The sequence below is a fragment of the Flindersiella endophytica genome (genome assembly GCF_054779015.1).
Window position 1 is genome coordinate 306162 of record NZ_BAAGYY010000016.1, and the last position, 22051, is coordinate 328212.

The 22051-nt window shown below is 69.1% G+C and carries 19 protein-coding genes and 1 pseudogene; 13 read left to right on the forward strand and 7 right to left on the reverse strand.

Annotation, left to right across the window (positions count from 1 at the left end):
- Positions 1-163 precede the first annotated feature (163 nt).
- Entirely contained in the window at positions 164-943 is a 780-nt protein-coding gene (locus ACYVF6_RS18770) for a glycerophosphodiester phosphodiesterase (RefSeq protein ID WP_460522956.1), read from the forward strand.
- A gap of 4 nt (positions 944-947) precedes the next feature.
- Here ACYVF6_RS18770 and ACYVF6_RS18775 read toward each other — a convergent pair whose 3' ends face one another.
- Together ACYVF6_RS18775 and ACYVF6_RS18780 are read right to left on the reverse strand one after the other, a co-directional pair.
- Positions 948-4664 (reverse strand): multifunctional oxoglutarate decarboxylase/oxoglutarate dehydrogenase thiamine pyrophosphate-binding subunit/dihydrolipoyllysine-residue succinyltransferase subunit, encoded by a 3717-nt coding sequence (locus ACYVF6_RS18775; RefSeq protein ID WP_460522958.1) that lies wholly within the window; start codon positions 4662-4664, stop codon positions 948-950.
- Between the two features lie 207 nt (positions 4665-4871).
- The gene (locus tag ACYVF6_RS18780; protein WP_460522960.1) at positions 4872-6023 is read right to left on the reverse strand and encodes a hypothetical protein; all 1152 of its coding nucleotides are present in this window, start codon (positions 6021-6023) and stop codon (positions 4872-4874) included.
- A gap of 721 nt (positions 6024-6744) precedes the next feature.
- Here ACYVF6_RS18780 and ACYVF6_RS18785 point away from each other — a divergent pair.
- The 5 genes and pseudogenes from ACYVF6_RS18785 to ACYVF6_RS18805 all read left to right on the forward strand — a co-directional run.
- Positions 6745-7113: pseudogene (locus ACYVF6_RS18785) on the forward strand (SRPBCC family protein); the annotation flags it as partial.
- Positions 7114-7212: 99 nt separating this feature from the next.
- A complete protein-coding gene (locus ACYVF6_RS18790) occupies positions 7213-7944 on the forward strand; it encodes a hypothetical protein (protein ID WP_460522963.1) in 732 nt (243 codons plus the stop codon).
- A complete protein-coding gene (locus tag ACYVF6_RS18795) occupies positions 7941-10058 on the forward strand; it encodes a hypothetical protein (protein WP_460522965.1) in 2118 nt (705 codons plus the stop codon). Before ACYVF6_RS18790 ends, ACYVF6_RS18795 begins: the two co-directional genes overlap by 4 nt.
- Entirely contained in the window at positions 10055-11203 is a 1149-nt protein-coding gene (locus ACYVF6_RS18800; protein WP_460522967.1) for a sensor histidine kinase, read from the forward strand. Before ACYVF6_RS18795 ends, ACYVF6_RS18800 begins: the two co-directional genes overlap by 4 nt.
- Positions 11194-11853, forward strand: coding sequence for a response regulator transcription factor (locus tag ACYVF6_RS18805; protein ID WP_460522969.1), 660 nt, complete (start codon positions 11194-11196; stop codon positions 11851-11853). The genes ACYVF6_RS18800 and ACYVF6_RS18805 overlap by 10 nt, the downstream gene beginning before the upstream one ends.
- On the opposite strand, the gene ACYVF6_RS18810 is transcribed toward ACYVF6_RS18805, so the two are convergent.
- The gene (locus ACYVF6_RS18810; protein WP_460522971.1) at positions 11808-12449 is read right to left on the reverse strand and encodes a DedA family protein; all 642 of its coding nucleotides are present in this window, start codon (positions 12447-12449) and stop codon (positions 11808-11810) included. The genes ACYVF6_RS18805 and ACYVF6_RS18810 overlap by 46 nt on opposite strands.
- Before the next feature lie 126 nt (positions 12450-12575).
- On the opposite strand from ACYVF6_RS18810, the gene ACYVF6_RS18815 reads away from it, so the two are divergent.
- The gene (locus ACYVF6_RS18815) at positions 12576-14198 is read left to right on the forward strand and encodes a SagB/ThcOx family dehydrogenase (protein WP_460522973.1); all 1623 of its coding nucleotides are present in this window, start codon (positions 12576-12578) and stop codon (positions 14196-14198) included.
- A gap of 18 nt (positions 14199-14216) precedes the next feature.
- Here the strand turns inward: ACYVF6_RS18815 and ACYVF6_RS18820 are convergent, their stop codons facing one another.
- Both ACYVF6_RS18820 and ACYVF6_RS18825 read right to left on the reverse strand, forming a co-directional pair.
- On the reverse strand, positions 14217-14939 hold the full coding sequence (locus ACYVF6_RS18820; protein ID WP_460522975.1) for a ZIP family metal transporter: 723 nt from the start codon (positions 14937-14939) through the stop codon (positions 14217-14219).
- A gap of 19 nt (positions 14940-14958) precedes the next feature.
- Positions 14959-16440 carry a CBM96 family carbohydrate-binding protein gene (locus tag ACYVF6_RS18825; protein ID WP_460522977.1) on the reverse strand — a complete coding sequence of 494 codons (1482 nt, stop codon included), beginning with the start codon at positions 16438-16440 and terminating at the stop codon, positions 14959-14961.
- 109 nt (positions 16441-16549) lie between these two features.
- Here ACYVF6_RS18825 and ACYVF6_RS18830 point away from each other — a divergent pair, with 109 nt between their 5' ends.
- Complete coding sequence (locus ACYVF6_RS18830) at positions 16550-17614, forward strand: hypothetical protein (RefSeq protein ID WP_460522979.1); 1065 nt, start codon at positions 16550-16552, stop codon at positions 17612-17614.
- Entirely contained in the window at positions 17611-18015 is a 405-nt protein-coding gene (locus tag ACYVF6_RS18835) for a siderophore-interacting protein (protein WP_460523115.1), read from the forward strand. Before ACYVF6_RS18830 ends, ACYVF6_RS18835 begins: the two co-directional genes overlap by 4 nt.
- Positions 18016-18197: 182 nt before the next feature.
- Here the strand turns inward: ACYVF6_RS18835 and ACYVF6_RS18840 are convergent, their stop codons facing one another.
- The gene (locus ACYVF6_RS18840) at positions 18198-18971 is read right to left on the reverse strand and encodes a helix-turn-helix transcriptional regulator (RefSeq protein ID WP_460522981.1); all 774 of its coding nucleotides are present in this window, start codon (positions 18969-18971) and stop codon (positions 18198-18200) included.
- A 108-nt stretch (positions 18972-19079) separates the two neighbouring features.
- On the opposite strand from ACYVF6_RS18840, the gene ACYVF6_RS18845 reads away from it, so the two are divergent.
- The 4 genes from ACYVF6_RS18845 to ACYVF6_RS18860 all read left to right on the forward strand — a co-directional run bounded on the left by ACYVF6_RS18845 (position 19080) and on the right by ACYVF6_RS18860 (position 21746).
- Positions 19080-19913, forward strand: coding sequence for a phytanoyl-CoA dioxygenase family protein (locus ACYVF6_RS18845; protein WP_460522983.1), 834 nt, complete (start codon positions 19080-19082; stop codon positions 19911-19913).
- Complete coding sequence (locus ACYVF6_RS18850) at positions 19910-20215, forward strand: hypothetical protein (protein ID WP_460522985.1); 306 nt, start codon at positions 19910-19912, stop codon at positions 20213-20215. Before ACYVF6_RS18845 ends, ACYVF6_RS18850 begins: the two co-directional genes overlap by 4 nt.
- Before the next feature lie 107 nt (positions 20216-20322).
- On the forward strand, positions 20323-20817 hold the full coding sequence (locus tag ACYVF6_RS18855; protein WP_460522987.1) for a GNAT family N-acetyltransferase: 495 nt from the start codon (positions 20323-20325) through the stop codon (positions 20815-20817).
- Between the two features lie 128 nt (positions 20818-20945).
- On the forward strand, positions 20946-21746 hold the full coding sequence (locus tag ACYVF6_RS18860; RefSeq protein ID WP_460522989.1) for a hypothetical protein: 801 nt from the start codon (positions 20946-20948) through the stop codon (positions 21744-21746).
- A 130-nt stretch (positions 21747-21876) separates the two neighbouring features.
- Here the strand turns inward: ACYVF6_RS18860 and ACYVF6_RS18865 are convergent, their stop codons facing one another.
- Positions 21877-22032, reverse strand: coding sequence for a hypothetical protein (locus ACYVF6_RS18865; protein ID WP_460522991.1), 156 nt, complete (start codon positions 22030-22032; stop codon positions 21877-21879).
- Positions 22033-22051 lie beyond the last annotated feature (19 nt).

The following is a 22051-nucleotide window of genomic DNA, read 5'->3' on the forward strand; positions in this document are numbered from 1 at the left end:
AACCTCTTTCGTCAGATCGCCTGGCGTCCGCACGTATCAGGCTGAAAGCAGGTTCGGAACCTTGCGTTGCTACGAGAGAGGGTGGGCACGGCCCTTTCCGCGGACGGGAAGCGCACCTAGCGCTCGGTCATCACGTTACCGCGCGATGGGTAGGAGCGCCAGCGTGCGAATTTTCACCCTGTTCGTCCTGGTTGCGGCCGGCCTGACGGTCGCCAGTCAGACCGCGTCGGCCGACTCGAGCTGCGCGATCCCGCCGCCGGTCGCGCATCGCGGCGGGACGGAACGGCACACCGAGAACTCCCTCGACGCCTACCGCGACGCGAGCCGCGCGGGCGTGTTGGTCTGGGAGACCGACGTCCGCTTCGACCGGCGGGACGTTCCGATCCTCATGCACGACGCCACCCTGGATCGCACGACCACCGGCCGCGGCGAGGTCGCCGAGCTGGACGTCGCCGCGACGGCGATCCGGCTGAACGACGGCCAGCCGATCCCGACGTTCCGCCGCTTCCTGAGCCTCGCGAAACAGCACGGCGCGTACGCGTTCGTCGAGTTCAAGACCGAGCCGACGCGGGCCCAGCTCGGCGCGGTGATGCGCGTGATCAACCGGCTCGGGATGCGGAGCGGCGTCCTGCTGAACAGCTTCGACGCGGGCCGCCTGCAGCGGATCCGGGCGGCAGTCGGCGACGACGTGGACTACTCCTGGGTCGCGAACGGCGGCACCCAGTCCGCCCGCGACGTGCGAGCGGTAGGCCGCTCGTTCAACAAGGCCGCCAAGCACCTGACCCGGCAGCAGCTCGACGCCTATCTCGCCGCCGGCATCCGGACCTACGCGTGGACGGTAGACGACTCCGGCCAGTGGCAGGCGCTGCGCACCTGGCCACTGGCCGGAATAGTCACCAACCGCCCGGTTGCCTACGCCGCCTGGCGGAACGGGCGTTGCTGATCGCTCACTCGAACGTGCGGGACAGGATCGACGCCAGCTCGGCGGCGTGCACCTTAGCCGAGCCGACCGACGGGGTGGGGGAGGACTCGCGGGAGACCAGCTTCACCGGACGGTCGAGCTGGGGCACCAGCTTCAGCGTGAGGAACGGCCACGGGCCTTGGTTCTCGGGCTCGTCCTGCACCCACCGCACTTCGGCGCCCGGGAAGCGCGCCAGCTCGGCCTTGATCTCCTCGGCCGGCAGGGGGTAGAGCTGCTCGACCCGGAGGATCGCGGTCTGCGGGGCGTCGCCCTCGCGGCGCTTGCGCTCGGCCTCGAGCTCCCACGAGATCTTGCCGGAGCACATCACCACGCGGGTGACCGACGACGGGTCGACCCCGGCGTCGCCGATGACGGGGCGGAAGCCCGCGCCGTTCATGAACTCCTCCGGCCGGCTGACGGCTGCCTTGTTGCGCAGCATCGACTTCGGCGTGAAGACGATCAGCGGCTGGTGCTTGGCCGACAGCGCGTGCCGGCGCAGCAGGTGGAAGTGGTTGGACGGGACCGACGGCTGCGCCACCGTCATCGAGCCGTTGGCGCACAGCTGCAGGAACCGCTCGATCCGGGCAGAGGAGTGGTCGGGGCCCTGGCCTTCGTAGCCGTGCGGCAGGAGCAGGACGACACCGGAGTGCTGGCCCCACTTCGACTCACCGGACGAGATGAACTCGTCGATGATCGTCTGCGCGCCGTTCATGAAGTCGCCGAACTGCGCCTCCCACAGCACCAGCGCCTCGGGCCGGGCCACGGAGTAGCCGTACTCGAAGCCCATCGCCGCGAACTCCGACAGCAGCGAGTCGTAGACGTAGAACGACGCCTGGTTGTCGCCGAGGTTCTGCAGCGGGATCCAGGTGTCGCCGTTGTGCCGGTCGATGATCGCCGCGAAGCGCTGGACGAACGTGCCGCGCCGGCTGTCCTGGCCGGCCAGCCGCACCGGACGGTCGGCCAGCAGCAGCGAGCCGAACGCCAGGATCTCGGCGGTCGCCCAGTCGATCGGCCCGTCGGTGATCGCCGCCGCGCGGCGCTCGAGCTGCGGGCGGACCTTCTGGTGGACGGTGAAGCCGTCGGGCACCGACACGTGAGCATCGGCGACCTTCTTCAGCGTCTCGAACGTCACCGAGGTGTCGACCGGACCGTCCGCGCACGGCTTCTCGGGGTAGGCCGGCGTCGTGTTGTAGGACTCCGGAGCCGTCTTCGCCGCCCGGACATCGGAGAACAGACCCTCGAGCCGCTCTTGGTAGTCGGTGAGCAGCTTTTCGGCTTCCTCGACCGTGATGTCGCCGCGACCGACCAGCGCCTCGGTGTAGAGCTTGCGCACCGAACGCTTCTGCTCGATCAGGTCGTACATCTGCGGCTGCGTGAACGACGGGTCGTCTCCCTCGTTGTGGCCGCGCTTGCGGTAGCAGATCACGTCGATCACGACGTCCTTGTGGAACGTCTGGCGGTATTCGAACGCGATCCGCGCGACGCGGATGCAGGCCTCGGGGTCGTCGCCGTTGACGTGGAAGATCGGCGCCTGCACCATCCGCGCGACGTCGGTGCAGTAGGTCGACGAACGCGACTGGTCGGGCGAGGTGGTGTAGCCGACCTGGTTGTTGACGATCACGTGCACGGTGCCGCCGGTGCGGTAACCGCGCAGCTGCGAGAGGTTGAGCGTCTCGGCGACCACGCCCTGGCCGGCGAACGCGGCGTCGCCGTGCACCAGGATCGGCAGGACGGGGAACTCCTCGCCCTTGTTGAGGATGTCCTGCTTGGCCCGGGCGATGCCCTCGAGCACGGGGTCGACGGCCTCCAGGTGCGACGGGTTGGCCGCGACCGAGACCTTGATCCGCTCGCCGCTCTCGGCGGTGAACTCGCCCTCGGCGCCGAGGTGGTATTTCACGTCGCCTGAGCCCTGGATCGTCCGCGGGTCGAGGTTGCCCTCGAACTCCCGGAAGATGAGCCCGGGGCTCTTGCTCGCGATGTTGGCCAGGACGTTGAGCCGGCCGCGGTGGGCCATGCCGATCGTGACCTCGGACAGGCCGTTCATCGCGGCCTGCTCGCACACCTCGTCGAGTAATGCGATGGCGGACTCGCCGCCCTCGAGGCTGAAGCGCTTCTGCCCGACGAACTTGGTCTGCAGGAACGTCTCGAACGCCTCGGCCTGGTTGAGCTTGGCCAGGATCCGCAGCTGCTCCTCGCGGGGCAGCTTGTCGCGGCCCTTCTTCAGCTCGATGCGCTCCTGCACCCAGCGTCGCTCGTCGGGCTCCTGGATGTGCATGTATTCGACGCCGATGGTGCGGCAGTAGGCATCGCGCAGCACACCGAGGATGTGGCGCAGCTTGAGGAACCTCTTGCCGGCACCGAAGTTGCCGGTGGCGAACTCGCGGTCGAGGTCCCACAGCGTGAGGCCGTGGGTCACGACGTCAAGGTCCTTGTGCTTGCGGACCTTGTAGCCGAGCGGGTTGGTGTCGGCGATCAGGTGGCCGCGGACGCGGTAGGCGTGGATCAGCTCCAGCACCCGCGCCTGCTTGCCGATCTCGTCGTCGTGGGACGCGGAGATGTCGGTGACCCAGCGGACCGGCTCGTACGGGATCCGCAGGGCTTCGAAGATCTCGTCGTAGAAGTCGTCGCCGAGCAGCAGCTGGGCCATCTGGCGCAGGAACTCGCCGGACTGGGCGCCCTGGATGATCCGGTGGTCGTAGGTCGAGGTGAGTGTCATGATCTTGCTCACCGCGAGCCGGTTCATCGTCTCTTCGGCAGCACCTTGGTATTCGGCGGGGTATTCCATCGCGCCGACGCCGACGATGCAGCCCTGGCCGGACATCAGGCGCGGTACGGAGTGGGACGTACCGATCGTGCCCGGGTTGGTCAGGCTGATCGTCGTGCCCTGGAAGTCTTCGAGCGTGAGCTTGTTGTTGCGCGTGCGGCGGACGACGTCTTCGTACGCGCTCCAGAACTGCGCGAAATTGAGCGTCTCGGCCTGCTTGATGTTGGGCACCAGCAGCTGGCGCGAGCCGTCGTCCTTCTGGACGTCGATCGCGAGACCGAGGTTGAGATGCTCCGGCGTCACCATGGTCGGCTTGCCGTCGACCTCGGTGTAGCCGTGGTTCATCTCCGGCATGTTGCGCACGGCCTTGGCCAGGGCGTAGCCGATCAGGTGCGTGAAGCTCACCTTGCCGCCACGGGACCGGGCGAGGTGGTTGTTGATCACGATCCGGTTGTCGACCAGCAGCTTGACCGGGACATGGCGGACGCTCGTGGCCGTCGGGACGGCGAGGCTCTCGTCCATGTTCTTGACCGTGCGGGCAGCGGCGCCACGCAGGGTCAGGAGCTCGGCACCGGCAGGTGCCTTCGCCACGGGCTTCGCGGCAGGCTGTGCGGCAGGCTTGGCAGCGGCCCTGGAGGTGGGCTGCGCGGCCGGCGTCGTCGCCGGCTGTTGCTTGGACGCGGGTGCCTGAGCGGGCTTGGCGGGAGCGGGCGTCGCCGGCGTGGCCTTAGTGGTGACCGCCTGGTTCGGCTGTGTCGGCGGAGACGTGGCACCGGCGGCGCCACCGTTGGCGTCAGGCCGGTATTCCCGGAAGAAGGCCAACCAGGCCTTGTCGACAGAGTCGGGATCCTTGAGATACCGCTCGTACATCTCGTCGACGAGCCATTCGTTGGCCCCGAATTTTGACAGGGGGTCGTGTTCCGAGGGCTGGGACGCCACGGCGCTAATCGCCTCTTCCGATCACCATGTTGGCCGTTTTTCCACTAAGGGCTTCGCCGACCTAGCGTAGTCGCCAGAGCCAAGAAACAGCGAACGGACTCTCGATTTGTGGATAGCCGAGCTCGCGTCGCACACGCAGCGTATAGAACAGCATGCGAACCGGCGGCAACCCCAGTGTTTTCTGGGGCTCCGCCGGTTCGGGTGGTCCTAAAGGTCTGGCAACTGCGACGCGGACAGGACGTACTGGAAGAGGTTGCGGTAGCGGCGCATGATCGTGCGCAGCTCGTCGGTGCTGAGCTCCGACTCGTTCTTCCACTCACGTTCGATCCGGTCGCGATGATCGGTGAACGTTGAGGTGACGAACTGCATCGCGTCGCCGATCAGGAGCCCGGCCTCGCGCACCGCGTCGCGCGGGTCGTCGAGCAGCTGGGCCTGCGTCACGAGCCAGCGGTGCTGCAGCTCCTCGACATGCCGCTTGCGTGCCGCCTCCAGCTGCTCTTCCTCGCTCGGTCCGACCGGCATGGGAACCACCTCGTCGGGGAGCGTGTCGCTGGCGTCGTCCCTGGTGTTATGGGAGAGCCGGGTGCTCTCGCCAAGGCTGGGCATGTCGTTGGTGTCCTCAGACTCGGATTGCCACGGCGAAGAGGTGGACGCGCTCGGGCTGGACAGCGTGCTGTCGGCGGAGTCGTCGTCCTCGTCGTCGTCATTGTCGGTGTTGCTGGGGCTGGTCGCCGGAGTCGGCGTGGAAACCGGGATCGGACCCGAGTCGCGGCTGGTGTCGGGGGTGTCGCGCTCGCCGGGAGCCGGCGGCCGCGGCGAGCCGACCTGGGCGCCGCCGATCGGGTTGGTGACCGGGATCTCCCACGGCTCGCGAGGCGGGTTGGACCCGGACAGCGCGCTGGGCGGCTGCGGAGCACCGGCGGGCTCGTCGCCGAACGTACGGCCGAGTGCACGGTCGGAGCTCATCACCGAGCGGTGGTCGTTGTGGGACTCGGTCGCCGCACGGTCACCAGGGCGCGGACGCTGCTGGTCGAGCGACATCGGCGACGGTGCGGGCGGCAGGTCCTGCGGACGGTCGGAGCCTTCGGGCTTCGGGTCGTCACTGCCAGGCTTGCGCAGCGCGGGCGGAGCGAACGCGTCGAACCCTTCGCGGCCTGGGCGGTTCTCACCCCGCGGCCCCGGCGGGACGGGCGGTCCCTGGTCCATGCCCGGCGGATCGAAGGGACCACGCTGGTCGAAGGGGCTCGGCTGGTCGAACGGGCTGCGCTCGCCGGAGCCGCCAGGCGCCTCGTCGTCTGTCTCGGGCGGCGAAGTGAGCCGTTCCAGCCACGACTTACGACCCTTTTGGGCGTCCCGCATCAAATATCCTCCCGCCTCCGCTGTCGGCGATCAGTTGAGTTCACCGCGCAGATGCGGCCGTTGACACTAGTTCTGACACTAAATCTGAAATCCAGACCTGGTGAGCCTCTAGGATGATCGCCTTGGTGTCAAGCCCGGTTCTCACGGCCCGTCATGCTTGCGGTGCGTAGCGTCATGATCCGTCATTGTGATCATCTGTCCTCCGACCTGGACTGACGCATTCTCCTTTCTTATCAGGCTTACCTGACGTTTTCACCGGGCCGGTTCGTCGGCCAACTCTTGACAGCTTCTCCAAAAGACTCGCTGAGCAGTGCGTTCGCGGTGCTCAGCTGCGCAGCGGCGACCGCGAGCCCTGGACGAGGGGACGACCGCCAGGACCACGTGAACCAGCTGGCCGGCCGTTCCCGATGGGCCTGCCGGGGATCAGGATGAGCTTGCCGCGGCTGCGATGTCGACCACCTGGAGCTCACCTGCGACGGCGCGTAGCGGAACGGCGACAAGACAAGGAGAGAGGACAGGAGGAGAAGCGGCGTCAGCCGGTGGAACAACCAAGCAGCCAGAGACCAGGGTCGTCAGTAGCCTCCCCGACCGGACGATCACGATCGACCGGATCTTCGGGGCACCCCGCGAGCTGGTCTTTCAGGCCTGGACCCAGCCGGAACACTGTGCTTAACCGGCCCCCAGTGGGCGGCAAGCCGCCCACAACCCACCCCACTCCTTCAGCCGCTGGGCCGGCTGCGACGGCACCACCGTGCCGCTGTCGACCGTCACGATGGACGTCCGGCCGGGCGGGCGGTTCGCCGGCGAGATGGTCTGGGACGCCGACGGCAGCCGCAGGCCGTTCGCGGGCGTCTACCGCGAGGTCGTCGCGCCGGAGCGGCTGGTGTTCACCTGGGAGGACCCTGAGGAGTCGGTCGTCACGATCACGCTGACCGACCTCGGCGACGGCCGGACCCGGCTGCACCTGGTGCAGGTGGGCTTCCCGTCGGGTGTCTACGAGCACGGCCTGCACGACACCAGGCTGGGCATGGGCGAGGAGATCGACCGGCTGGCTGCCTACGTCGGCAGCCTCGTGCCACAGTCGGCCTGAGCGGCCGTCGGCCTGCACATCGGGAGATCGCCGGGAGGTACGCTGTCGCTCGGAGTCGCCGCAGATGAGCCACGCGTTGAGGCGGGAGGGACGCGGACCATGAAAACGCAGTCGTCGTCCGGCCAGCCGGCGCCGCCGCAGGCCATGCGTCGCGACACCGGCCGGCCCTGGGTCGGGCGCTCGTACGTCCACCTGGTCTTCCCGGTTCCCGCGCTCGACGCCGACCGGATCGCGTTGCTCGACGGCTCGCTCGCCGAGTCGGGCTGGCAGGTGGTCCCCGACAACCGGCCCGCCGGCGACGACTCGCCGATCCTGAACCGGCGCTGGAGCAACGGGCAGAGCGTCCTGCTGCTCGTCGTTCTCGGCTGGTATCCCTTGCTGGTGACGATCGGAGCCGAGGGCTCCTCGCTGTTCGGCAACTCCCGCGTGCGCAAGGCCGAACGCCGGCTGGTCGAGGCGTCGGTCGCCGCCGGCGCGCGGGAGGTCGCCGACCGCGAGCTCGACTACACCGTCAGCCAGCTGCGGGCCCGCTGGCCACAGGCGGTCGCGGCCAGGAGCGCGATCGAGGAGCACGGCCGCTGGCTGGAGTGCCGCGGCTGCCGGTCGTGCGGTGCCTGGTCCGCCTACGGCGCGCTGCACTGCCGCGGCTGTGCGCGCCGGTTCGCGCCGGAGGACGACTCCGAACGCAACGAACGCGGCCAGGCGGCGGCAGCCGCCACCGCCGCGGCCGAGCAACAGCTGCGCTCACTCGGCCGGGGTGACGGCCTGTTCGCCGGCTGGCCCGCACCCCGCCCAGGCGCCGAACAGTTGGAAGCGGAGGGATCCGCGTGAGCGCAGCCGTACCCCAGCGCCCAGGCAGCCCCAACCAGTCCGATCAGTCCGGCCCGTCGGATCAGTCCGGTCAGCCGGTACGACCCACGCAGTCCGCCGAGCGCTGGGGCTGGGAGCTCCGCGCGCCCGAGGTGCCCGTTCCCGACCCGTTCACCGAGACTCCGCCCGCGCTGCCCGACGGCAAGGCCCCCTGGTCGAGCCGGCTGGCCGGACGCCGCGAGAAGTCGACCCGCGGGTGGTACGCCCACGTCCAGCGCGCCGCCGGCCTGCTCGTGATCGGCGCGCTCACGATCGCCTCGACCCAGCTGCCCTGGCCGGCAATCCAGCCGTGGGTGACCGGCGTGCTCATCGTGTTCACCGCCGTGTCCGCCTACTTCACGTTGCGCCCGATCGCGCTGGTGTGGTGGGGCGACGTGCGCTACCGCCGCTGGCGCGGCCAGCTGATGCAGCAACAGCAGGCGGTCATGGAGCAGACGAAGCAGTGGGCGGCCCGCCGCGAGGCGCACGACACCGAACGCGGGCAGGACATCCGGCCGGAACGCTGGGAACCGCTGCGGCCGACCACCTCACACCGCGTCGACGTCTACGGCGGCGATCCGAGCGGCTGCGAGGCCTTGCTGCTGTCGGTCGCCGGCTCGATCCTCGACAGCGGTGCGCGAGTCGACGTCGTCGACCTGTCACAGGACGGCATCTGCCACGCGCTGGTCAACCGCGCCATCAACCGCAGGCAGGACATCTTCGCCGGCTCGCTGCCGGAGAACCTCGGCGAGATCGGGCTGCTGTCGGGCCTCACGCCCGAAGACATCGGCGGCGTTGTCGGCGAGGCCGTTCACGTGCTCGAGCGCGAGCGGGTGGCCGGCGGCGACAAGGCGCTCGACGCCACGCTGATCGAGCAGATCGCGGCCTGCCTGAGCCAGCCGATCACGTTCACGCGGCTGCACGCCGCCGTCCGCGTGGTGGCGCACCAGGAGGGCGGCGGCAACGAGCTCGCGCGCGACGAGTACGACCGGCTGGTGGAGTCGCTCGGCGACAGCGCGCGGCGCGCCGGCGAGGGCCGGCTGTTCCGGCTCGCGGCCGCGCTGCAGAAGCTCGCCAGCCTCGAGCCGCCCGGCTCCGCACTCGGACCGTCCAGGCAGGCGGTCACCTCGCAGGCCAACGCCCAGCTGAACGTCTGGGACCTGTCCGAACGGGTCGGCGACCTCGGCGGTGAGCTGCTCGCGCACGTGACGTTCCAGGTCGTGGTCCACCGGCTGCGGCACGCGGCCGACCAGCCGAACCGCGTGTTGATCGTGCTGGGCGCCGACCGCTTCCGCCGGGTCCACCTCGAACGGCTCGACCAGATCGCCAGGCGCCGTGGCGTCCGGCTGGTGCTGTTCTTCCGGCACCTGCGCGACGACGCGGTCGAGATGCTCGGCGGCGGCGAGGCCGTGATGTTCATGCGGCTCGGCAACGCCAAGGAGGCCGAGCACGCCGCGACGTTCATCGGCAAGGACCACCGGCTGGTGCTGAGCCAGTTCACCGTGCAGCGCAGCAGCAGCTTGTCGACGACCGTCAGCCAGTCCTCGACCGAGACGATCAGCGACCAGGACTCCGTCACCAAGGGCACCCAGATGTCGTGGAACCGCAACTACCACATGGGTGCGCTGGTCGACTTCCCGCACGACTCTGGCGCACGCAACAAGGGCAAGCAGGAGTCGAAGACGATCGGGCGCAGCATGTCGCAGAGCACGGGCGACACCACGTCGGAGCAGCAGGGCACGTCGGAGAGCCAGTCGGCCGGTTATCAGCGCGTCTACGAATACAGCGTCGAGCCGCGGTTCCTGCAGGTGCTGTCGCCGACCGCGTTCATCCTGGTCGATCCGCGCGACCCCGGCAGCCCGCGGGTCGGCGACGCCAGCCCGGAGCTGGAGTCGGAGCTGCGTTCGGTCGCGCCGCAGAACGCGCAGGTTCCGGGTTGGACGACCGCGCCCCAGATGCCCGTTCCGCAAGGCGATCCGGCACTGCAGGCCTGGACGCCGATGCGCCCGCCGCCCGGCGTTGTCGCGCCGCAGGGGGCGACCCAGCCGAGGACCCAGCCGATGACGCTGCCGGCACCACCCAAACGAGAGCCTTGAGGCTCCGCGGCCGGCTCGGGCGCTGGGCGAAACGCCTGGCGCTCACGTGCGCGGGGCTCGCGCTCGGCGCTGCGATGGTCCCGTTGGATCTGGCGTTCGTGTTCCTCGCCGGTCCCGCGCTGCTCGTGGGCCCGCTCCGGGCCGCGGTCGACTCCGGTGCTCGCGCGCTGGCCGGTCTGCACCGGCGGCGGATCGCGTACTTCCTCGGCGATTCGGAGGTCGACGGTTACGACGGCAACCGCGCGTTGACCTACGTGTCGTTGCGGTGGTCGGTCGGGCTGCTCGGTGGTTTCGTGCTGTTCCTACTGGCGTTCGGGCTCGCGGTCGCGGGCAGCATGCTCGCGGCGTGGTGGTTCGGCTTCCCGTGGGCGGCGGTCGAGGACGCCGGCCGCGTGACGTGGGAGACGGTCGCCATCGCCACAATCCCCGGCGTCGTACTCCTCTACCTGAACCTCGCAGGCATCGCGGGCGTGGCCGGTCTGGACAGGCGGCTGGCCCGGCACGTCCTCGGGCCGAACCGCCAGGAGCTGATGGCCCGGCGGATCAGCCGGCTGGCCGAGACCCGGGCGGAGGTCGTCGAGGCCGTCAACGACGAGCGCCGGCGGATCGAACGCGACCTGCACGACGGCGTGCAGCAGCGGCTGGTCTCGTTGGGCATGCTGATCGGCCGGGCACGCCGAACCGGTGACAGCGAACTGCTCCGAGCCGCTCATGAGGAGTCCCAGCGAGCCCTGGAGGAGCTCCGCGAGGTGAGCTGGCGGGTGTTCCCGGCCGCGCTCGCCGGTGGTGGGCTGCCGGCAGCGCTGGAGGTGGTGGCGGACCGGTCGCTCGTGCCCGTGCGGCTGTCGGTCGGGCTGGCCGAACGGCCGTCGGGCGCCGTCGAGACCGCGGCGTACTTCGTGGTCTGCGAGGCGGTGACGAACGCGGCCAAGCACGCGGGCGCGGACGAGGTGCGGGTGTCGGTGACCAGACAGGAGAACGCGGTGATGGTACGCGTGGAGGACGACGGCAAGGGCGGCGCCGATCCCGCGGGCGGTGGGTTGTCCGGGCTCGCGCGCCGGGTCGAGGCGCTCGACGGCCAGTTCACGGTGTCGAGCCCGGCCGGCGGTCCGACGGTGATCGCTGCGGAGCTGCCATGCGGGTGATCCTCGCCGACGACTCGACGTTGCTACGTGAGGGTCTGGTCCGGCTGCTGGTCGAGGAGGGGCACGAGGTCGTCGCCGCCGTCGGCGACGGCTCGGCGCTGCTGGCGGCGGTTCGCAAGGCGGTCAAGGACGAGGCACCGCCGGACGTGGTGTGCGTCGACGTACGAATGCCGCCGACGCACACCGACGAGGGGATGCGGGCCGCGCTGGAGATCCGGCGTTCGTGGCCGGACGTGGGAGTGCTGGTGCTGTCGCAGTACGTCGAGAAGCGCTACACGGCCGAGCTGATCGCCGCGGACGCCACGCGCGTCGGGTACCTGCTGAAGGATCGGGTGGTGCAGGTCGGGGAGTTCCTGGAGGCGCTGGACCGGGTCGGGTCCGGCGGTGCCGCGTTCGATCCGGAGGTGGTCCGGCAGCTGCTGGCCCGGACCACGCACGTGGATCCGTTGGGCCGGTTGACGCCCCGCGAGCGGGAGGTGCTGTCGCGGATGGCCGAGGGCTACACCAACGCGTCGATCTCGGCACGGCTGCACATCTCGCAGAGCGCGGTAGAGAAGCACGTCAACGCGATCTTCGACAAGCTGGGGTTGACGAACGGTACGGGCTACAGCCGGCGGGTGCTGGCCATCTTGCGCTTCCTGGAGACGTAGGCGCGGATCCGAAGCGCCAGGAAGACGATGACGGCGATCGCCACGATCACGACGACGGCCTTGGAGTACATGCCGACGTAGCGTTCGACGAGGTGCCAGTGGTCGCCGAGGAGGTACCCCGCGCCGATGAACGTCGCGTTCCAGATCAGGCTGCCGAGGCCGGTCAGGAGCAGGAACAGCGGAATCCGCATACTCTCGACCCCCGCCGGCACGGAGATCAGGCTGCGTACGACGGGGATCATCCGGCCGAAGAAGACGGCCTTCGTACCGTGGCGGTAGAACCAGCCTTCGGCCTTGTCGAGGTCCGACACGTCGATCAGCGGCAGCTTGGCCGCGAGCGCGCGGATCCGGTCGCGGCCCAGCGCGCGGCCGATCGCGTAGAGCACGACGGCGCCGACGATCGAACCGAGAGTGGTCCAGATGACGGCGGCGAGGAGGTTGAGCTTCCCCTGCGCGGCGGTGAAGCCGGCCAGGGGCAGGATGGCCTCGCTCGGGATCGGTGGGAAGAGGTTTTCCAGGGCAACGGCCAGGCCGGCGCCGGGCGCACCCATGGTCTCCATCAGATTGGTCGCCCAGGTGGCGATCGTGTCGAACATGCTGAAAACGCTAGGAATTCTTCCGGATCGGGACCATGGGGTAACCCGTCAGATCGCGTCGGCATTTCCGCAATCGGAAGGGTGTGAGAATCCACAGTACGTCGTTCGCCTGAGAGACTTGTGCTGATGAGTGGGAACCGGGAGATCAGCGCGGCGCGTATTTTCCACGATGCGACGAAGTATGTCTTCGCCGCAGGCGCCGACGGCGAAGAGAAGCTCATGATGGGCACGCCGCCCGAGGTCGAGGAAGCCATCTGGGAGCAGGACTGGTCGGTCGAGCCGTCTCCCTACAAGGTCTACACCGACCGGCCGGAGACCTCGATCCCGCGGGAGTTCCCGAGCTCGGCGATGCCGGCGCTGGAGGCGATCGCGCCGGTTGGCACGGAGGTGGGCAGGGAGACCCCGGGCGCGGCGCTGCCCGACCGTTCGGTGCTGGCCCGGATCGGCCTGCTGTCCAACGGGTTGCTCAACCGTACGACGCAGCGGCGGCGCGGCAAGACGGTGGAATACCGCACGGCGGGCGGCACCGGTGCGCGCTACCACCTCGAGCTCTACTTCGTGTGCGCGGACCTGCCCGACCTGCCGGCCGGCGTCTACCACTACGACGTGCCGTCGCACAGCTTGTGCCTGCTGCGGGCGGGCGACTTCCGCGCGGTTCTGGTCTCGGCGAGCGGTGGTGAGCCGGCGGTCGCACAGGCGCCGGTCGTGCTGGCGATGACGAGCACGTTCTGGCGGAACGCCTGGCGCTACAAGGCCCGCGCGTACCGCCACACGTACTGGGACGCCGGCACCTCGTTCTCGCACGTGCTGGCGGTCGCCGCGTCCGCGGGCGTGCCGGCGAAGGTCGTGCTGGGGTACTCCGATGCCGCCGTCAACGCGCTGCTCGGCGTCGACGGCGTACGCGAGTCGGCGATCGCCCTGTGCCCGTTGGGATCCGGCGTTCCGGCGCCGGCGGCGATGCCGTCGATCGAGCCGCTCGACTACGCCACCAAGCCGATCTCGGCGTGGGAAGTGGAGTTCCCGCACCTCACGGCGATGCATGCCGCGTCGATGCTCGACAGCGCCGAAGAGGCGGCGAGCTGGCGGGAGATAGCGTTGCAGCGTACGCCTCCGGAGCCGCAGGGTCCTCTGATCGATCTCGAGCCGCTGTCGCTCGACGGGCTCGACTCGAAGGGCCACGCGCCGATCGAGGACGTCATCCTGCGCCGCCGGTCGACCCGGCACTACGACACCGGTACGGAGATCTCGTTCGGGGCGTTCTCGACGCTGCTGGACCGGTCGTCGCGTGGGTTCGCGGCCGACTGCCTGATCGGCGAGGCGATCCCGCTGCACGACCTCTACCTCATCGTCAACGGCGTCGAGGGGCTGGCGCCCGGCGTCTATCTCCACCATCCGGGGCGGCGGGCGGTCGAGCTGCTGCGCGAGGGCTCGTTCCGCGCCGAGGCGTCGCGGCTGGCGGTGGGGCAGTGGTACCCCGCCGACGCGCACGTCAACGCCTACTACCTGACCGACCTGGCGCCGGTACTGGAGTGCTACGGGAACCGGGGCTACCGGCTGGCGCAGCTGGAGTGCTCGTTGCATGCGGGCAGGCTGCATCTCGGCACGCACACGCTGGGCCTGGGCGCGGTGGGCTCGACGTCGCTGGACGACGAGGTGACGGAGTTCTTCTCGCCGCACGCCGCGGGGAAGAGCTTCATGTTCGTCAACGTCTTCGGCCGCCGGCGGCGCAAGGCCGCTGCCTCTGGTTAGAGGGTCATTGTGGCGGCGCTAGGCGACCGAGAACGCGGCCGCGACGAGGTAGCCGAGGACGGTGAGCAGGCCGACGGCGCGGCCGCCGAACTTCAGCGCTTCGGGGAACATCGAGTCGGTGAGCATCATCAGTACGGCTCCGCCGGCGAACGCCTGGGCGTAGAGCGTCGTGTTGCTGCCGGGGGCGGCGAGCAGGTAGCCCGCCGCCGCTGACACGGCGGCCGCTGCCGTGAGTCCGGTCCACATCCAGAACACGTGGCGGCTGGTGTAGCCGGCGGTTCGCATGCTGGTCGTGCCGGCGATGCCCTGCGGCACGTTCGAGACGAACACCGCGATGACGAACGCCACGCTCACCGTGCTGCCCATGCCGAGTCCGGCGCCGAGGATGAACGCCTCGGGGATGCCGTCGAGCAGCGCGCCGAGGAACATCGCGAGCCCGGAGCCGTTCTCACCGCCGGTGATGCGGTGCCGGTCCTTGCCGCCGCGGCTGTCGATCAGGGTGTCGCCGGCGAGGTAGACGAGCGCGCCCAGCAGCACGCCGAGCCCGATCTTCCAGCCGTGCTCGAGACTCGTCTCGGGGATCAGCTCGTACGCCACGGCGGAGACCATCGTGCCGCCGCCGAAGCCCATCACCAGGCCGAGCACGCGGTTGCGGCTGCCGACCGGCCCGGCCAGCAGCTGGCCGAGATAGAGCGCCGCCGAGGTGAAGGCGCCCCAGAACAGCGCGGTCCACAAGCCCATAGGGCTTTATTTTGCTCTGCTAGGAGCAGAACTCCTGCCAGGCCGCCTGGCTCGCCGTGTCGCGTAGCCGGTAGTCACCGGTCGACCAGTCGAGGTCGAAGTAGGCAACGTAGAGCGCCTTGTGCCTGGTCGCGTAGGCCGCGGACGCGCGCAGCCAGGCAGCCCGCTTCGCGCCACTGTCGCCCTTGGCCAGGTGCGACCCGAACTCCGCGACCGCCCACGGACGGTTTTCCTGCTCGGAGATCTGGATGATCTGGTCGAACATCTCGGCCGGGGTGCGGTACTCGCCCTTGTCCACGCGCGACTTGTAGTTGTAGACGTCCCAGCCGAGCACGTCGATCGTCTCGGGGCCGGCGTAGTAGTCGCGCCAGTCGCGGCCGGACTCCTTGGACAGCGACCACTGCATCAGCACGAGCGTGGAGTGCAGGTGTGGGTTGCCGGCCTGGTCAGCCAGCTGCTTCAGGTGCTTCCAGGCGTTGCGGTAGCCGGCCGCGGAGAACTCGCCGGCGCGGATGTTGTCCTCGGGCTCGTGGTAGTACGTCCAGTAAACGGTCCGGTCGCGCGGAACGCTCTTGAACCACGAACGCAGGTAGGCGTCGTACGTGCCGTCGACGATGTCGGAGGGGTTGTACTTGAACGACACGTTGACGGCGCGTCCGGCCGTGTCGGCCTTGCTGCCCTTCCATGCGGGCAGGGCGCCGTAGAAGACGCGGACCAGCTCGAGACCGTTGAACAGCTGGTCTTCCTTGCCGAGCGCGTCGCCGTAGCTCTGGCCTTCGGTGTCGAACGAGGCGCCGCAGAGGGTGCCGTCGGGCGGCGGTTCGGTGGCCTTCGGGTCGCTGGACAGGACGAGGGCAGGGCGTTCGGCAGCGTCCTCGTACTCGCTGGAGCGCGCGGCGAGCGCGGAGTTCGCGGTCGGGTTGACGATCGCGAAGTCGTAGGTACCGGGGCCTCGCACCGTGCCGGTGAGGTCGATGGACAGCGCGGTCTGGCTGCCGCCGCCTCCGGCCGTTGCGAGCACGGCTCCAGGGGCCGGGCGGTTGGCGTAGGTGAGAGTCTGCTCGTTCCAGCTGCCGGTCACTGCCCTCAACTCGACCTTCGCGGGCTGCCGGAACGTCAACGCCAGCTGCAGTTTCGCCGCGGTGGTGGCGCGGGTGCTCTCGTTGTCGGGAACGACGAAGCGGAGGTAGGTGGTCGTGTGCCAGTGCGGCCAGTTGGACGCCGAGAGCTTGCCGTTGCCGCCGTAGGTCTGGTCCGGCTGCTCCTCGACGACGTAGGAGTCGGCGGCCGCTCCCACCCGGGTCTGCTTCGCGTCGTCGGCCGCGTTGGCGTTGCCGAGCTGCGATGCGAGAAGGAACAGGAGAACCAGAATCGCGGACGCGAACCTACGGCCGTGCAGCACAGTTGCCTCCAGAACGGACACTCCCGCCAGCACGGCGATCAGGCAGAATGTTATCGATCTTGTACGCACCGTCGCGACCAGGATGTCCGGATTCGGCAAACTTCCCACCTTTCGTTCGTCCGCAAACCCAATGCCCCCCTTTGCGCTCGTCGCGTTTTTGGCCGGCAGAACCGTCCACAGTAAGGCACCCACCTGCCAGGATGATCCGATGCGTTGGGATGTCGTCTCCTCAACAGGTCTCGACGCCGTGCTCCTCCTGGGCGCGGCCGCGGGCGACGTGATGCAGGCCGAGCTCTATCCGGGCGAGATCGAGTGGGCACGGGAGCGGCTGTCGTCGTCGGGCTTGGCGGCGTTGGCGACGTTGGATCAGGCGATGCGGGTCGAGGGCGGCCACCTGGTCGGGCCGACGCTCGCGTACGTCTTCTCCGCGGCTCCGGCTTCGACCCTGGCCGATGTGATCGCCTCGGCGGCCGAGCCGCGGGAGCGACTGTACGACGACCTGGTCGCGTCGCCGTCCTGGGCGGATGTGGGAATGCCCTCGTGGGAACGGATCTTGGCGCTGTTCCCTGCCGTACTGACGGTGCTGCGTGACCTCGAGGCAGCGGATTTCGAGGCGTGGTGGGCGGCTTCGTTCCGCCAGCCGATCCTCGACAGCATCTCGCGTAACGTGAAGGTGCTCGAGCCGTACGACGTCATCACCGAACAGGCCAAGCTGCTGGGCGTCGACCTCGAGCCGCGGATCGAGGTGGTCATCACTCAGTTCGCGCAGCCGTACGGCATCCGCGTGGTGGGTCAGCGCTTCATCGCGCACCATTCCTACGACCCGGCTGTGCAGTTGCGCAACGCCGCGCACGAGATCTTCCATCCACCGTTCGACATGGGCGACATCGCACTCTGGGACCGTCTGCGCGAGTTGCGGTCGGACCCGTGGATGGCCTCGATCGTGACGAACCACGACCCGAAGTTCGGTTACAACAGCTTCGAGAGCATCGTCAACGAGGACTCGACGCAGGCCCTGGACCAGATCGTCTGCGAGCGACTGGGGTTCGCGCACGATCGGGTGCGGCGCTGGGGCACGTTCGACGGTGGCATGCATCTGCTGGCGGCCGCGCTCTTCGATGCGATGGTGGAGGACGGCTTCGCCGAGACCGGCGGCGTCTACGGTGACTGGCTGACCGACGCGCTCGACCGCGGGCTGCTCACGCCGGCCGAGGTCCGCCGCCGGGCCGCTCTGATCGTGGGTGAGGAGCCGGTCGCGCGCTGGCAGGGCTGACAGCAGGGCCTTCCGGGTTCCGGCCGCCCGGCGAAGCCAGGCCCGCGTTGCCCCGACTCGACGACACGGGCTGCTGGCGTTACCCCGACGGTGTCGCCGAGCCCGCGGAGCGGACGTACACCATCCGCCACCTCGACGAGGACTCCGGAACGATCGACATCGACTTCGCGCTGCACGAAGGCGGTGTCGGCTCGAACTGGGCCAGGCGGGCCGAGCCGGGCCTCGTCCTCGGCATCACCGCGCCGTACGGCCTCCACAAGCCGCCCGCCGACGCGGAGTGGCACCTGTATGCCGGCGACCCGACCGCGCTGCCGGCGATCGGCCGCGCGTCGTCGGCTACTGGCGTTATCGAGCCGAGGAGTGGGACGAGAAGTACTCGAAGATCGAGGAGGACGTCCTGACCCCGGCTGGACGCCGCCCGGGAAGCCGGGCATGCCGAGGAGGAACCGGTCGACGAGTACGAGGCGAGCCTCGAGGCCGCCGGGCTCTAAGTCGTATTTCATACGAGGGTCAGTCGAGCGCGCGTTGCATGGCGCCGCGCAGCCGGTTCCGCGGGATGTCATGAGCACCGTGTCCGGCACACCTAGCCACCGGCACGAACCGCGCGCGGGGAGGCGCCGAGCTCGCGGCGGCACGCCTTGTTGAACGCCTGGATGTCGCCGATGCCGACCGCCGCCGCGATGCTGGGGATCGGCAGGGTCGACTCGCGCAGCAGGTGCCGCGCTCGTTCCAGCCGGCGCCGGCGGATGTACGCCACCACCGTGTCGCCGGTCTCCGCGCGGATCAGCCGGGTCAGGTGGTTGTGCGACACGCCGGCGGCCGCCGCGATGCCCGGGACGGTCAAGGGCCCGGCGAGGTTGGCCTCGATGTACGCGATCGCCGCCGCGACGGCCGCGTGCGGCTGACCCACGTCGGCCAGGTGCGCGATCCGCCATAGCACGCTCCAGACCTCGGCCGTCGCCCACAGCCGGGCGCTCGGCCAGGCCGAGATCGCCTGCTGCATAAGGCCGGACAGCATCGGCGTCTCCGCGCCCGCGTCCTGCATGACCGGAACCGGACGCGGCTCGCCCTTGCTGGGCAGGCGAAGGTGTGCGTACAGGTGCTCCGAGCGCCCACGGTAGACGTACTGCACGACGACACCCGGCGGCACCAAGCTCACGCAGCCAGGACGGATGGGGTACGGAACGCCGTCGACGACCAGGTCGGCGTTGTAGCGATAGAGGTGCAGCTGCCACAGGTCGGGCAACCGGAACACGTCGACCCGCCGCCGGACACCGTGGACGCCGACGCCGAGGCTGACGACGACCGGCGGTTCGGCGAGGTGCACCTGCGCCTGCTGGACCCCATCCGTCGCCATGGTGAGAAAGTACCAGTAATGGTGAATCCAACCCATGGAATCGCAGGTCAAGCTGGCATAGCGTCGACGACTAAGGACCACCACCGGGCACAGGCCAAAGGAGTACGAGTGGCCACTCAGCCAAAACGTGAAGACCTGCTGACCTCCGTCGAGATGGCTCACTTCGTCAGCCATGGAGCGCTGCGCATCGATGCGATCGTTCCCGACGAGATGAACGCGAAGGCGATCGACGTGTTCAAGACCGGCATTCCCAAGGTGCCGTACGGAACGCCCGTCGACGAAGCCTTCCCCGAGGGTTCGTTCGCGCGGCAGCTGATCGAGCTGCCGAAGGTCGCGGGCGCGATCTACAGCCTGGTCGGGCCGAACCCGACCATCGACCACCACGCGGTGCACATCCGCAAGCCGCGCGAGGGCCACGCACAGCCCCTGCACGGCGACGCGATCATCGACGTACGTACCGACGCGTTCGACATGCAGTTGATGTACTACCCGCAGGACGTCACGCTCGAGATGGGCGGGACGCTCAGCGTGCCGGGCAGCCACCTGCGGCGCAGCAACGAGAGCGACACCGGGCGCTACCAGAACCTCCGCGGCCAGACGCGGCTCACCTGTCCGGCGGGCACGGTCGTCCTGCTGCACCACGGCATCTGGCACGGCGGCCGGCGCAACGACAGCGACATCGAGCGCTACATGTTCAAGATCCGCTTCAACCCGACTGTCCGGCAGCTGCGGCTCTGGAACACCGACGACCTGAACGACCCGGCGGTCGACAACAAGCTGCGGACACGATTCCCGTGGTACGAGCTGGCGACCGGGCGGCTGGAGATCTTCAACCGGATCAAGCTGTGGCGGGCGCTGACCGGGGACGACACCTACGATCCGGACTACTGGGTGACGCGCGTGACCAACCGTCCGCAGCGCGTGATTGGAGTGGGCGCATGAGCCTCACGCAGGAAGCAGTGGCGTTGGGCACGGGGCTGCGCCAGCAGGTGCTGGTGCTCTACCTCTCGACGTCGGCGCTCGACAGCGCCGTCGTCGGCTGGTCGGTCTACGACGGCACCGGCCGCACCGCCCCGACCACCGGCGACAGCGACGAGCCTCCGTACGACACCGGCGTCGCCGCCCTGGTCGACGGGTGGCGCCTGATCCAGGCGTCGCAGCTGATCCCGCCGTACCCAGGTCACGAGTACGACGTGTCGTTCCTCAAGCACGAGTTCTTCTTCGAAAGGCTCGTCGAGGTCTGAGCCTCGCGAAACGCGCGGGGGCGAGTGAGAACCGCGGGCCTGGTCGGCGGACCGGGCCCGCGGTTCTCGCCGCAAAACCGGTTGCGCTGCTCCCTAACGTGAAAGCCGTGCTTGCCGACTGCCGGATCCGGGCCGAGACCCCTTCGGACGTGGCGCCGATCGCGGAGCTGACGGCGGCCGCGTTCGGCCGGGCCGACGTCGAGGTGGAGATGGTCGAACGGATCCGGCGGTCCGCCGACTTCATTCCGGCGCTCTCCCTGGTCGCCGAGGTCGACGGCGAACTGACCGGACACTGCCTGATCAGCCGCCTACGCCTCGCGGGCGTCGAGGCGCCGCCGGTGCTGTTGCTGGGGCCACTCAGCGTGGCACCCGCGCGCCAGCGCCAGGGCGTCGGCAGCCTGCTGGTCACGACGGGTATCGAGCTCGCACGGCGAACGCGCGCCGAGCCGTTGATCGCGCTGCTCGGCATCCCGGAGTACTACCCGCGCTTCGGCTTCCGCCCAGCACGGGAGTTCGGCATCGCCCCGGACTGGGACGCGGCGATGGTCTGCCCGCTGGCCGACGCCCTGTCGCAGTACGCCGGTGGCGTCATCCCGCACTAGACGTGGCGGAGGCCACACGGGTGAAGCGGCCCCGGTCACTGCGGCGCGAACAGGCGCGCGAGTACGGTATGGCGTGCCACGGGTCGGCCGGCGGCGCTGGCATGTCATGAAGCAGGAGTTGGTGCGCGATGGCAACGGGTGTGTTCAGCCCTCAGCGGGCGGCGATCGCCGAGCGGACGTTGCGGCCCGATCGGTGGTGGGCGTCCCCGCTCGGCACCGCCGTGATCCTGCTGTTCTTCGTGGTCTACTCCACCGTCCGGATCTTCATGGCGAAGTGGTACTACGTCGAGGACTTCCACTACCTCACGCCGCTCTACTCGCCCTGTGTGAGCGACTCCTGTGTCGAAGGCTCCAGCCACTTCGGTACGCCGCTGCCCGCGCTGCCGTTCTTCCTGCCGCTCGGCATCATCGCGTTCCCGATCGTCGCGGGGTTCCGGGTGACGTGTTACTACTACCGCAAGGCCTACTACCGCTCGCTGTGGTTCTCGCCGCAGGCGTGCGCGGTGGCCGAGCCGCACAAGAAGTACTCCGGTGAGACGCGTTTCCCGCTGATCCTCAACAACTCCCACCGGTGGTTCTTCTACCTCGCCGCCATCGTGCTGGTCATCAACGCCTACGACGCCAGCCTGGCGCTGACCGGCGAGAACGGGAAGTTCGGCGTCGGCCTTGGTTCGATCATCATCTGGGTGAACGTCCTGATGCTCGCGGGCTACACCGCGTCCTGCCACGCCTGCCGACACGTCATGGGCGGAAAGCTGCGCAACTTCGGCAAGCATCCGATCCGCTATCGCCTGTGGTCGTTCGTCTCCAAGCTGAACGGGCGCCATGGCCAGTTCGCGATGATCTCGCTGTTCACCGTGATCCTCACCGACTTCTACATCATGGCGGTGTCCGCCGGCTGGGTCACCGATCTCAGGCTCTTCAACTAGCGACTCGCTGGAGGAATCTCAGCCTCGCTGTCGCAAGGAAACAGCCACGTAAAAACGTCCCCGGCGCCGGCAATGGCGCTGGGGACGCTTCGACGACGTTCGGGAACCTGCGCGTCCCGAACGACCTGACTCAGTTGTGGGTCATATCCGCGCAACGATTGTGCGTCATGTCGCACGTCGGGGCGAAGTTGTGCGTCATGGGCGGCGGGTCGGCGGAAGCCGCGCCGGCGCCCGCCACAAGCAGAGCCAGGGTGGCGAGACCCATAGCCGCGATGCGCTTCGTCATCAGTGTCTCCTTTCGGCGA